Here is a 13308-nt window from a genome sequence, read left to right as displayed (position 1 = left end):
GGCAGAAACGGGCGTTTCTGCCTGGTAATCACTTAGCTACCCCAGCGTCCACGGAGGTAGTTTACCGCCTGCTGGGTCTGCGGCTGGTTCAGGTAATCTTCCCGGAAAAGGATGGTGCCGTTGACGTTGGGCAGCGAATCGTTGAGATCGAGCTGCTTTTTCAACTCCGGCACGCCGCCCTGAACCGTCCAGTCCGGCTCGTTTCTCGACGGTTCGCCCACCTTGTAGAACGCAATGCCGATATACAGGCGCGTGTGGGTCGGCTTCACGACGTCGGCCCACCATCTGGTCAGCACGTCGTAGCGCGCGGCATCCCGGGAGAAGGGCCAGTAAATCTGCGGCGCGATGTAGTCCAGCAGGCCCTGCTGCACCCACTGACGGGTATCGGCGAAGGATTCATCATAGGCCGCGGCGCCCCGTGTGTCGGAGCCTGCCGGGTCAAAGGAGCGGTTACGCCATACCCCCGCCGGGCTGACGCCAAACTCAACGTCGGGCTTTGTCTGCTTGATTGCGCGGGAGACCTGGACGATCAGCTGCTGCGTATTGTGCCTTCGCCAGTCGGCTTTTGAGGCAAAACCCTGGCCGTACTGCCGCCAGGTCTGCGAATCATTCAGCGCGGAGCCCGGCGATTCGGCATAGAAGTAATCATCAAACTGCACGCCGTCTACGGGGTAGTTCGCCACCACTTCGGTCACCACTTTGGTTATCCAGTCCCGCACCTCGGGAATGCCCGGGTCGAGCACAAAGCGGTCGCCTGAGATGCGCACCCACTCCGGATGCTGAACATAGACGCTGGACGGGGTCTGATAGGCGGTCCGGTTTAGCGCGGCGATGGTGGACGGCTTCGTGTTGGTCGACACGCGATAGGGGTTGAACCAGGCATGGACCTTCATGCCGCGCTTGTGCGCTTCATCGAGCATAAACTGCAGCGGGTCGTATCCCGGATATTCGCCGACGTTGCCCGTCAGCATATCCGACCACGGGAGAATCTTTGATGACCAGAGAGCCGTGCTGTCCGGCTTCACCTGGAAAAAGACCGTGTTAATGCCGAGATGCTTAAGGTTGTCGAGCTTTGCGATCAGCGCCTGCTTTTGCATCGCGATGCGCTGGTCCGCGCTGCGGCCATTCACCGACGCGACCGGCGGCCAGTCGAGACGCGAGACGGTCGCCAGCCAGATGCCGCGCATCGGCTCGTTTGCCTGCGGCGTCGGCTTGCTCGCGGTGGGGAGCGGGGTAACCAGTGACTTTGGCGGTTTTGAGGAGCAGCTCACAAGTAAAAGCGCGCAGGCAGCCAGCGCACCAATCCGTTTTACGTGTCGCGTCATTTGCGTATTAGCTCTTGATAATCCGACTGTTGGCCCAGGGATTAAAGGCGGGCGCCGCCTGCGCTGTATTTCCCTCATCGTTGAGGGAGTCCAGATACAGGGCTTCCACTTCCGCGCGCGCCCACGGGGTGCGGCGCAGAAATTTCAGGCTCGATTTAACGCTGGGGTCTTTTCTGAAACAGTTAATTTTGATGCGGTCGCCCAACTCGCTCCAGCCATATTTCGCCACCAGGGCGTTGACCATCATCTCCAGCGTTACGCCATGCAAAGGATCTTTGGAAATATGTGCAGTCATAGGCGTCCGGATGTCTCGATTTTTAGGGGATTGGGGTAAACGCTGAAAGGGTACAAGAAAGCAGGGGAAGCGGCAATTTTCCTTTTCCCCTCGCTCACTTTATGACGGACTCCGTGCGCTGATTTTCGCCGACAATTTTTCCCGCACTGTTTTTTATCGTAAACCGAATCGACACGTCATCCTGGCCAGCGGGCGTGGCCGTCAGCGTTTTAATCATTGTTCCCGAGTCTGCTGCGATCGTCATCGTCGTCGTGCCTTTTGCCAGCATCTTATCGCGCTGGGTGATGTGCCAGGTCAGACGGCATTCGCGGCACGGTTTCCAGGTGTCGTTGATGGCCCACAGACGCACGGTCGCCGCCGCCCCGGATTGCCACTGCGCGGTGACCGGTTCAATGGACGGCAGAACAGGCTGGTACGCACGTTGTAGCGCGTAAAACCCGGCCTTAGGTTTACGCAGGTAGTCCACCACGCCCCAGTTGATGGAGGGCCAGGTTTCCACAAACATGAAGTGGAACAGGGCCGTCACCGGCTGGTAGCGCTGTCGGCGATAACTCTCGGCCGCAGTGGCCACCAGCCGCGCCTGATACGCCTGAGTATTGCGGATCATTTCCTGAATGTTGTTTCCACGCGGGATAGCGGCAAATTTAAAGGTCTGGAACGGCTGGAAGTTATGGTATTTCCAGGCGGTCCAGCCGGGATCGTCAGCGGCGGTCGTTTTTGGCCAGAGGGACGCCGCCGGGATGATGGTTTTTAGCGTGGACAAGCGGGGAAGCGCCTGCGCGCCGAACTCGGTAATGATCCCCGTTTTGGCCGGCGTCAGCAGGTCGCTCACGGTGCCGAAGTACCAGCCCGCCCAGTAATGCTCCTCAACGGCGGAAAAGCGATGCACGATGCGGGAAGTATCTTCGGCGAGCGTGTCCGCCACCCGCTGCGTGAGCTCGCGATTCAGATCTTTATTCCAGTCCGGGAAGCGTTTTTCCATCCACGGCGAATTCCAGGGCGGTTCGTTATGCCCGCCCCAGACGATGATGGCGGGGGAATTGCCAAACTGTTCGATCATCTCCCGCGTCTGGCGAACCGCGTTTTTCGTAAAGGCGTCACGGCTGTCGTAGCCCCACTGCAGCGGGACGTCCTGCCAGATCATCATCCCCATCTCATCGGCAACGTCATACAGCGCGCGCCCGCCAACGTGTCCGTGCACGCGTATGGCGTTAGCGTTCATGGTCTCCACCAGACGAAGATCGCGACGGTATTTTTCTCGCGTCATGGTGCTGAGCCAGGGGGAACCGATGTAATTACTGCCCTTAATAAAAAGGCGTCTGTCGTTAATGAGCCAGCCCTTATTGTCGGGCTGCTCGACGATCTTACGCAGCCCGGTGCGGGTGACCGCCGTATCCATCAGGCCGTTTTCATCGCGTAATGCCACGCGAATGGTATACAGGTGCGGTTTCCCCGTGCCGACCGGCCACCACAGTTTTGCCTTCGGCATGGGCAGCGTCACCTGCACGGAATGGGCGCCGCTTTCGAGGGTAACCGGAAAGTCAGCCTGATAGCGCTTGCCGCTGAAATTGGCGGGCGTGGCGGTGAGCCGCACGGTCGCCGGGCCCTGACCGAGCGCGCGATAGCGTATCTCCGCCTTTAGCGCCGGACGAGTCAGCCCCTGCGTCCAGTCGGGCCGCAGGATGGTCTCATCAAGGGTAGCGCCCCGGCTAAGATGCAGCCTGACCGGTGCCCAGATGCCCCCCGAGTTGGCGTCCTGTCCTTGCGGCGACCAGGCCCCACCGGGACGCGTGTCATGCTGGTTAAGGATCCCCTTCATGAGCGTTTTATGCAGCGGCCAGACCTTAGTGGGATCTTCGTAAGGGCTGTCGACCCTGACCACGAGCTGGTTGTGACGTTGTAACGCTGAACGGGCATCCAGCGAAAAGCGCTGAAAATAGCCCTCATGCTTGCCCAGCGGCTGGTCGTTTAGCGTCACCTCTGCTAGATAATCGACGCCGTCAAACACCAGGGTACTCATCACGTCGGGGGGCTGCACGGGCAGGGAAAACGCGTGCTTGTACCACAGCGCGCCCTGGTGATCGTACCCGGCGCTGTACCAGTTGGCAGGAACCTGAAGCGGGCGCCAGCCTGATGCAGCAGGATGCGCACTGTCATTGGCGTCCTGAACCTGCCATTCTCCAGCCAGAGACCAGCTGACCGGCGCAGAGTTCGCCACCGTGTGGGGGGCCAACAGGGCAAAAAGCAGCGCGCAGTTGCGAGTCATCATGCGTTTACCCCGCGCGCGGTGAGCCATGCCGTCAGGCGCCGTGATTCCTGGCGAAGGTTTTCATTCAGGGCCGCAAGCTGTTGCCCATCCAGCGCATGCGCGTCGCTTTCCAGCACCTGTAGCTGCTGTGCGAGCGTGCTGAAGTCCAGGGTGACGGCTTCTCCCCGCAGCTTGTGGGCCGCGCGGCGCAGCGCCTCGCGGTCGTTGCTGTCGATCGCCTGGGTAATGGTTTTGATTGCTTCATTTAGCCCTTCGCCAAATAGGGCCAGCAGCTCCTGTACCAGGTCAGGGTCGTCAGCACACTGCTTCAGCAGGCGAGCTTCATCCGGAAGACCGGAGGAATCTTCGTGGCGCTGAAGCACGCGAGCAATCTCTTCAGCGAGACGCTCCTGGCTGATGGGTTTGGCAATGTAGCCGTCGAAACCCATGTTAAGACAGCGCTCTTTGTCCCCCTGCATGGCGTGTGCGGTCATGGCGACGGTGGGCTGAGCCGGGCCAGGCCGGGACCGTTCTTCTTCACGCAGCAGGCGAATGGCGGTCTCACCGTCCATCTCTGGCATCTGAAGGTCGATCAGCAGAACGTCCCACGCGCCCGCGCGCCAGCGTTCCAGCAGCGAGACGCCATTATCGACGATCTGACAGGTGTGCCCGAGCCGCTCAAGCAGGCGAGCGGCGACCTTCTGGTTAACCAGATTATCTTCTGCCAGCAGGATCCGCAGTCCCGTAGCCCCTGGCGAGGCGACAGGCGCGGGCGTGCTTTCACCCACGGGTGCCGGCGAACGTTCAAACGCGGCGGCAATCGCCTGATGTAATTCATCCTGGGCGATAGGCTTATGCAGATAGTTCTTGATCCCGATCCGCTTCAGCATATTGATATCAAAATGCCGGCTCATGGAGCTCAGCATGATGATATGGCTCTCAGCAACCTGCGGCAGAACTGAAAGCTCAAGGGCCAGAGACACGCCGTCCATATCCGGCATCTGTGCGTCCAGCAGGATCAGCGGCCATACTGTTCCAGCTTTAACCCGGGTGATGGCCTCGCTGGCGTTGTTGACGCAGGTGGGTTTCAGCCCCATCTGGCTGAGCATCGCTGCCAGCAGCCGCAGGTTGGTCTCGTTATCATCAACTACCAGCACGGGGTCACCGTTAAAGCGATGGCTATGTGGGCGCTCGCCAGGCGCCAGGGTCTGTGCCACCAGCGGCAGCGAGAACGAAAATTCGCTGCCTTTACCCGGCTCGCTGGAGACCGTTAATTCGCCCCCCATCGCCGCAACCAGTCGCGCAGAGATGGTTAGCCCGAGCCCCGTACCGCCATAGCGGCGTGTGGTTGAGTTATCCGCCTGGCTGAAGGCTTCAAAAATGGCCTTCTGCTTATCTGCCGGTATGCCAATGCCGCTGTCGCGCACGCGAAAACGCCATCGATCCGCGCTATCGTCGGGCTCAACAACCAGGATCACTTCTCCCTGATGCGTAAATTTCAGCGCGTTGCCCAGCAGATTGGTCAGGATTTGGCGCAGTCGCGCGCCGTCGACCAGCAGCACGTCGGGAACGTCGGGCGCAATATCAACCAGCAGCTCGATGCCTTTTTCGCTCGCCCCCGGCATGTGCGGGCGAATAAGCGACTGAATGAAGGGGCGGACAGGCACAGGGTCCGTCTCCAGCTCTACTTTGCCGGCTTCGATACGGGAAAAGTCGAGAATATCGTTGATGATATGCAGCAGAGACTGGGCAGAACTCATCACCAGCGTCAGGTAATCGCGCTGATCGGCACTGAGAGACGTATCCAGGCACAGCTGGGTCATGCCAATAATTCCGTTCATCGGGGTACGAATTTCATGGCTCATATTCGCCAGGAACGCGCTTTTTGCCTCATTGGCTTTTTGTGCCTCAAGGGCCGAGGCGAACGCCTGAATTTCAGCCTCTTTGCGCCGCGTAATATCCTGCAGCGTGCCAATAACGCGCTCGGCGTTTCCCTCAATGGAGAGCGTGACCACCTGGCCTGACAGCAGCATCCAGCGCAGTCCTTCGGTAGGATGATGTACGCGAATTTCACATTCAAAGACCGGACGGTGATCCTGCTTCGAAGCGTGCAGCGCCTTGCGCAGCGCTGCGCGATCGTTCTCGTGGACCTGATTCAGCAAAAACCGCACCGGATATCGCCACTGTGTGCGCGACTGGCCCAGCATGGCAAGCAGGGTGTCGTTCACCTGGAGCGTGTCACCGGAAACCTGCCAGTCCCAGATCCCGATATGAATGGATTCCGCCGTCAGCAGAAAGTCGTCATGCAGCTGGTGGCGCGCGCGCTGCGCTTCATCCAGCTCCGTAATATCGCTGTGCAGGCTGACAATACCGCCGTCCGAAAGCCGCTGATGCTGAACGAAGATCCGCCGCTGGCCTGCCTGCCGCACTTCGCAGTGTTTATCCTGTCGACAGTTGCGTACCACTGACTCCCGCAGCGTCTGACGCAGGCCGGGGTCGACGTTGTAAACGGCATCGATAAAGCGTTCCGCCAGCGCCTCAAGGGTCGTCCCCACCTTCAGCCACGGGGTTATGACCGGATAAAACAGGGCAACGTTGTGATTCCATGCCTGCAGGCGTTCCTCGCAGTCATAAATCATGACGGCGGCCGGCAGCGCGTTAAGATCGTACGTGAATGTGCTCATCGTGATCCTCCTTACGCGCGGTAGTGCAGTTCTGCCTGTCGGCGAAGGTATTCCAACCCGGGCGCGATCGCCATGGCCCAGGCCGTCAGGATCTCATCGTCGCACTGCGGATCGCGCAGGCTCACCGCGTTCAACATCGCTTCGCGCCACAGGGCAAAAAATCGCGGGGGGAGGTGGAGACCGTCGTCGCTTTGCTCCCGCGCCAGGCGTTCGAGAAAATCAGGCACGATTAATGCGCCGTCTACCGCAAGCATGGCGAAGAAGCTTTTAAACAGGGTCTGTTGACCTTCCCGATCCGGCAGACGAGAAAAATGCGCTTCAGTTTCGGGTGACATGTGGACGAAGGCGTCATAGAACGTCTGAAAAAACGCGGTTTTTTCATTATTCGGAAAGACGCGGTTCAGGCTGGATTCAAACAGATCGCGATAAAACTTCACGGCGTCCTCCTTAGGGTGCTTTCGCCCGGTAGACAGTGCCCGATGGGCGTGTATTCCTCTGCCAGACGGCGTGAAAAATAGCTCTCTTTCTTCGATCGACGCACGTCAAACAGCGGCCCGGCGTTGTGTTTAAAGAAAAGGGCTTCCAGAACCGTGGCATTGGTTGAGAGGGTTAAGGCAGCGTTGGTATCACCCGTGGCTTCCTGACGGCCCTCGTACCAGCCTTTCTGCGGATCGTTAAGGTGTTTTGTAACCGTCATCAGCACGTCGGTGTACGGGGTGTCCCACAGGGCCCACAGGGCAAAGACTGCCTTGGTCGATACCTGCGCGAAACGGGTGTAGTCCCGGCCATCGTCGCCGACAGAGTTCCAGGCATAGCCATTTCCCCAGACGGTATCCTGAATATGCCAGGGCGCCTGAGAGAGCGAGAAATCCGCCCTGGCCGTCAGGATCTTATCGGTCTCCCAACGGGTCTTCTGGCTTAGCCAGACGTTTTCGGCCTGCTTGCGCAGACGTTTTTGCAGATCGGCCGCAACGCTTTCGGGCTCCCAGCCAAACTCCAGGCCCGGCAGCATATAGGGAAGAGTGGTAATCAGGGAGGGCTGCCACGTGGTGCGCGGATCCCGGGCATCCACGGCCAGCCGCCGTTGAGAGATGATGACGTGGTTCATCGGCGGCGTAAACGCTTTATCCGGGGAAAAACCCCACAGATGAAACGCCGTCGCGGCGTATTCGCTCTCGCCCAGACGTAGCTCTTCCCGGACCACCGGCTGGCCATTTTGCAGCGAAGATGACCACAGTTCGCCTTCACCGTCGATGACCGGGCAGAAATTCCAGCGCAGGATAATTTTATCGAGGTATTCACTGTACTGCGGCTCCCGCTCAGCGGTGAGGCGCAGGGCGAGCATCAGACGCGCCATGTCGCGCGCGGACCAGCCATTTTTGACGGGGTTGCCGCTAAAATCGATCGGCGCCGCCGTCTGGCTGGAATAGAGCCGGCCCGGCGTCCGGACCTCGGTCAGCGTCAGGCGGTTAAGGGTGCCCATTAGACGGGTTAAACGAGCGTCATACTCGGCGTCATCAATTAGCCCCAGCTCTTTTGCCGCCAGCAGGGCGATAAGCGTATCGCCCATTTGCCAGAGCGTGACGCGGGGCTGTTTGTCGCTCCCGTTGACCAGCCCCGTTTGCGGCTGGGTATTATTGACGAAATAGCGCCAGGCGGTTGCCGCCCATTTCTGTTCTTCCGGCGTCAGGGCAGAGATACGCGCGCTGGAGTGCCAGCCGCCGTTGATGAGCCAGCGCCAGCCTGCTCCCTGATGGCCAAACAGAGCAAAGACGATCGCGCCTGCGAGGAGTAATCCCGCGAGCCCTCTGGCTATGGTTTTAAGCATTGCGCAGTCACCGGTGGCAGTTTAACGGGCTCGTCCACGTTGCATGACGCGCACTGACAGGCCTGGCAGGCGGGTCTGGTGCGCTGCGTGACGCCGGTCCGGTCGCACCAGCTTTTTACGGCCGGCGTGCTGCTCAGGAACGGGCGACTGCGCAGCGCGTTGTTCTCTTCAAACTGATCGAGCAGCTTTTGATCCCACAGCGATGGGGCAAAATCCTTGCTCTTCGGGTTGTCGGTGTTGAAGGCCAGCAGTTTTCCCTCTTTTTTGAACAGCAGTGCCTCCAGCATGATGCCGTTATTGTTCGCGGTGAACTCCTTGATCGGCCCGTCACCGTTTTCATACAGCCCTTCGTAGTAGCCTTTTCCCTCTTCGTTGGCATTCTCAATGGTGTTCAGCAGGCGGTCGGTATAGGGGGAGTTCCACAGCACCCACATGCCCAGCGCCGCCTTAAGCGATATCGCGGCAGCGTTAGGGACGAACTGGCCTTTATCGGTAATGGTGTTCCAGTTGTACCCGTCGCTGAAGACGGTGTCATAGACGAAGTAAGGGGCTTTATCGAGCTGGTGCTCAGATCGCGCGGTGAGGACGCCGGTAATGGTATAGCGGTTCTCCTGAGCCTGATAAACGCGGTCAGCAAAGTTTTTCATCCACGTCAGGGAGTAGTCGCGCGGGGCGTTATCCCGGTCGGTCGGTTTATCAAAGCCGAACTCCAGCCCGTAGAGCAGGTAGGATTCCGTCACCACGTAGTTATGCTGCGACGTGTTGCGCGGGTCGCGTGTATCGTACGGGACCAGCACGCAGTAGATTTCGGCAAGCTCGTAAGGCTGCGGACGGCTGGCTTTACAGGTATTAAACCCCCACAGCTGGAAACCGGCCGCGCCGTACTCTTCATAGCCCAGCCGACCTTCCTGAACATATTTCGGCTGGCCGTTCTCCAGATAGGCGCCGTACAGCGTGCCGCAGGGGTCGATCGCGTGGCTGAAATCCCAGCCGAGCACCACGTTATCAATGCTGTTGCCGTACTCCGGATAACGCTCTTTGATGATTTTCAGCCAGACCAGCATTCGCCCGATATCCAGCGCCGAGAAGCCAATTTCACCGGACTTGTTGGTGTAGTCCACTTTCTGGCCGCTGATGGTGTTATATGCCTTGTTGGGCAGCTCGTTGCGGAACAGTACCAGGGTGTTTAACGTGGCGAGGAATTTTAGCATCCGGCGGTCAAATTCCGCTTTATCAATGATCCCCAGCTCGCGCGCCGCCGTCAGGGCGGCCAGATAGGAGGCGCTGTCCCACATGGTGGTGGAGGGGTATTTGTTGACCGCATTCACCAGGCCCGTCGTGGGCTGATAGTTGGAGACGAAATACTGCCAGGCGTTTTTCGCGATGGTCATCTCTCGGGCGGTCAGCTCGCCGCTACGCGGGGAGTAACCTGATGCAGGAAGCTCGGTGTCCGCACGCACGGTCGATAAGGCCAGCCAGCAGATCGTTATTCCCGTGAGCAGGTGGAAAAGGATCGGGGATCGTGGCTTCATGGCGTTGCTCCTGCTGAGGGGGAAGTGGAGAGGCAGGCCAGACAGAGCATCTGGCCATGCGCGATGTAAGACAGACTTTCCAGCACAATGGCATTGGTATCGGCGTCTACGACGGCATTGACGCTGTTGTTGAGATTTAACCCGCGCTGCCAGCCTTTACCCGGCACCTGAAGCGGCAGAACCTGCTGGCGCAGCGCTTCGCTCCAGCTGTTGCGGAACAGGGCGTACCAGGCAAACGCGGTGCGTGTGGAGGTAATCGCCACCTTCTCCGGCACTTCGTCGCGCAGGTTGCGCGCCTGAACCGGCTGCCTGTTAGGCAGATCGTTAACATAATCCGGCGCCGGTTCGGCATAATCCGTGCTGACCGGCGGTTTTGGGGTACGCAGGCTATGACGCCGCTGTTGGATCTGCATAATCCGCCACGCGATTTCAGCGCTCTGCGCGTCAAAGCCCAGCTCAAGGCCGGTTAACAGATAGGGGAGACTGATCAGGGAGGTTTGCTTGCCCCAGGGCGTGCGTAGCCCTTCATCCGGCACCATCACGCCGTCCAGATCGATCATCTTTTGCCCTTCAGGCGGGTTGGTCACCGCGAGGCCTGCCGCGCTGTCAATTAAGCGCAGCGTATGGCTGGCATAGAGCCTATAGCCAAAGCTGTCCCGCTGTTCGTCATCGGTCAGCGTCCAGTGATGGAGCGGCACCGAAGCCTGGCTTTGGGTGTTATTTTCAATCAGCGCCGCGGTGCGCCACACGCTCAACAAATCGCGGATGGCCGCCGCGTGCTGCGGATAGCGCCACAGCAGGGTCTGTAATGCCGTCAGCAGCCTGCTCAGACCGATTGCGGAGACGTCAGGTTTGCCCAGAATCTTGAGTGTGTCAGCATGGTAATACGCGGCAGGGAGGCCTCGCTCGTTGAGCGGCAGCTGCCCCAGCGTAAACAGGGCCGTGCTGACCCTTTCGTCAAACTCATCGGTGGAAATGATGTTGAGCTGCTGTGCGGCGGCAGTCGCAAACAGATAGCTCCCCACGCTCCATAGACTCAGCCACGGTTCACCGTCGCTGGCGTTCGCCAGGCCGTTTGGCTGGGTATTATTCACGTAGTATTGCCAGGCGACCCGCGCCCAGATGGCTTCGTCATAGGTCAGCGCCCGTTTCGCAGGCAGCGGTGGGAAGTCTTTACTGAGCGCGATGCCGCCGCTGCTTTCCACACGCGTGGGCATCTGTTTCTCCACCCAGACCACAATGGCAAAGCCGAGCAGGAACCCGAGCAAAATGGTGAGGTAGCTGCGAGCGGGCAGCAGGGCATCACGTATCCTCATTGGGTGACCTCGTCCTCTTCAGCGGGCGTCCACATGGCCGCGAAAATTAGCGGCAGCATGGCGGCGATGTTCACCCCTCCCCAGAAAATATTGATGACGTAGCCGGAGGGGTCGTCCACCTGTCCACGCGCCACCTGGATACCGCCCCAGACGAGTCCTGTCAGGGTCAGCACCACGATGGCTATCTGCGGCTTCACCAGGTAGAGAAAGCGGCCCGTCTGCCGCTCTTTTGGCGTAACGTGAAATTTGATCTGCTCGCCCCGCAGCACCGTATTGAGCGCGCGCAGGTTCATGGAAAAGAAGGAGAGGTAGGAGGCCCTGCCGTCCCAGGCCGAAATCCCCCATGTCCCGAACATAAAGGCCAGTTCAGAGAAAATAAAAAACGGGAGAAAGTGGAGATAAAACGGCGTCGACCAGGCGGATACCGGCGGAATGCCTGTGAACAGATAAATTATGGGTGAAATCAAAAACACCGTGTTCCACACGCAGGCCATGTACGACCAGAAGGTGGTGGCATACATCAGCGTCTGGGGTAGGGAAAGCCTGAAGCGGCGACGGCTGAAGATGTTGTCATGGAACAAAATATCCAGCGAGCCGGCGGCGTACTTAAAGCGCTGGATCATCCAGGTCAGCATATCCTGCGGAGAGAGCATCTTCGACTCCACCCGCGGGTGCATGACCGAGCGCCAGCGTCGTGCGGCGTCACCGTGCAGCAGCACCGAGGTGTAAATATCTTCCGAGACGTGGAATTTGTAGGGCGTTAGCTCAGTGTCAAACGCTACGTGCGGGCGCATTGCCTCCTGCAGCGCTTCCCGCGTTTCGTCATCGCGAATATCGCGCGTATGGCGATGGATCTCCTCTTCGACGGACCAGACATAGCTGCGCAGCGCGGCCTGCATGACCGCTTCGCGACGGTGGATGGAGGCCGCGCCGCAGCAGAAAGCCGCGTTCGCCCAGTTTCGCCGCCGCAGGATCACGTCATAGAACATGCGTGGATCGTTAAAAAACGGGTCGCGGCCTATCGTGACCGGGCCAACACACTTTTGAATCAGCCAGCCCAGACCGTAGCCCACTTTTCCCGCTTTCCGCTGGCCCCAGCGTGACAAATTTTCACCTTCCGGAAGATCGAAGAACCACTGCGGTGTCTGCACCCAGGCTACGTCCGGATCGCGGAAATAGCCCAGCGTATGGCTGAGTAGGGTGGGAAATACCCGGGTGTCGGCGTCGCAGATGACAATAAAATCGCCGTCAGTTTGCTCAAGGCCATTACGCAGATTACCGGCCTTAAAGCCGATGTTGGTCTGTCGACTGATGTAATTGACGCCTTCCTCATCGCAAACGGCTTTCATCTCCGGGCGACGGCCGTCATCAAGCACGTGGATCCGGTAGTCAATCGGGAACGGGTACGCCATCTTCAGGGCGTCGCGAATGGATAGCCTGACCAGTTCGGTATCTTCCGAGTAGGTGGCAATGAACAGATCCACTTTTACAGGACGAGGTTCTACGGTCTCTTCTGGCGACAGGCATTCGTTAATTTCGCCAGGCGGCGGGCACTGGGGAGGATCCTGTTCTTTCCATAAATTGATGGTAAACAGCACTGTGCCGATCCACGCCAGCGTTTCGGCGAGAACCAGCGGTATGGCGTACCATAACGCGTCCGTATTCAGGGAGGAGGTCCAGCGCCAGTAAATATAATTGGCGCCCAGAATAAGCGCCGCGACCGCTAACACCTGCCAGGTCATCATTACCCAACGCGGTGTTGTTAACGGCTCCGGAGGACGACGATGTTCAAAACGGGAAAAATAAAAATCCATAGTTCCGGCGTTCCTGATTCCGTGAAAATGCAGACCCATTCTGCTGCGCAGACAGTTGCCCAAAAGAGAAAGAAAATAGCGATTAAACAAGATTTAAGATAAGTGTAGAACGCCGAATAAAAGTGTCCAGCCGCGTTTTTATTAATATGTAGCAGGGGTTAATTCAGCTTTAATTCTGCTTAATATGTTTCATCTGTCGCCGATAAATTGCAGTTACTATTCCTTTAGGCTATCTACTTTATTTAGACCTTAATGTTCGTTTTCAG

General features: G+C 58.7%; 9 protein-coding genes. All 9 read right to left on the bottom strand.

The features are described 5' to 3' along the window. Positions 1 to 32: 32 nt before the first annotated feature. The gene (locus OTG14_RS07630; protein ID WP_267214849.1) at positions 33 to 1325 is read right to left on the bottom strand and encodes a glycoside hydrolase family 10-like protein; all 1293 of its coding nucleotides are present in this window, start codon (positions 1323 to 1325) and stop codon (positions 33 to 35) included. Between the two features lie 7 nt (positions 1326 to 1332). After that, positions 1333 to 1620, bottom strand: a complete 288-nt coding sequence (locus OTG14_RS07625) for a VF530 family protein (RefSeq protein WP_045415848.1) — start codon at positions 1618 to 1620, stop codon at positions 1333 to 1335. Between the two features lie 94 nt (positions 1621 to 1714). Beyond that, entirely contained in the window at positions 1715 to 3886 is a 2172-nt protein-coding gene (locus tag OTG14_RS07620) for a glycoside hydrolase family 2 protein (protein ID WP_425340240.1), read from the bottom strand. Then, positions 3886 to 6552 carry a hybrid sensor histidine kinase/response regulator gene (locus OTG14_RS07615; protein WP_267214847.1) on the bottom strand — a complete coding sequence of 889 codons (2667 nt, stop codon included), beginning with the start codon at positions 6550 to 6552 and terminating at the stop codon, positions 3886 to 3888. The genes OTG14_RS07620 and OTG14_RS07615 overlap by 1 nt, the downstream gene beginning before the upstream one ends. A gap of 11 nt (positions 6553 to 6563) precedes the next feature. Beyond that, complete coding sequence (locus OTG14_RS07610; protein ID WP_028013202.1) at positions 6564 to 6989, bottom strand: globin family protein; 426 nt, start codon at positions 6987 to 6989, stop codon at positions 6564 to 6566. Beyond that, positions 6986 to 8380 (bottom strand): DUF3131 domain-containing protein, encoded by a 1395-nt coding sequence (locus OTG14_RS07605; RefSeq protein ID WP_267214846.1) that lies wholly within the window; start codon positions 8378 to 8380, stop codon positions 6986 to 6988. The genes OTG14_RS07610 and OTG14_RS07605 overlap by 4 nt, the downstream gene beginning before the upstream one ends. Further along, positions 8365 to 9912: a DUF3131 domain-containing protein gene (locus OTG14_RS07600; RefSeq protein ID WP_267214845.1), complete on the bottom strand. Its 1548-nt coding sequence runs from the start codon at positions 9910 to 9912 to the stop codon at positions 8365 to 8367. The genes OTG14_RS07605 and OTG14_RS07600 overlap by 16 nt, the downstream gene beginning before the upstream one ends. Beyond that, positions 9909 to 11228 (bottom strand): DUF3131 domain-containing protein, encoded by a 1320-nt coding sequence (locus OTG14_RS07595; RefSeq protein WP_090416882.1) that lies wholly within the window; start codon positions 11226 to 11228, stop codon positions 9909 to 9911. Before OTG14_RS07595 ends, OTG14_RS07600 begins: the two co-directional genes overlap by 4 nt. Beyond that, the gene (locus OTG14_RS07590; protein ID WP_090416884.1) at positions 11225 to 13042 is read right to left on the bottom strand and encodes a glycosyltransferase family 2 protein; all 1818 of its coding nucleotides are present in this window, start codon (positions 13040 to 13042) and stop codon (positions 11225 to 11227) included. Before OTG14_RS07590 ends, OTG14_RS07595 begins: the two co-directional genes overlap by 4 nt. Positions 13043 to 13308 lie beyond the last annotated feature (266 nt).

The sequence above is a fragment of the Enterobacter pseudoroggenkampii genome (assembly GCF_026420145.1).
Taxonomy (GTDB): domain Bacteria; phylum Pseudomonadota; class Gammaproteobacteria; order Enterobacterales; family Enterobacteriaceae; genus Enterobacter; species Enterobacter pseudoroggenkampii.
This window is presented reverse-complemented; position numbering and strand designations above follow the sequence as displayed.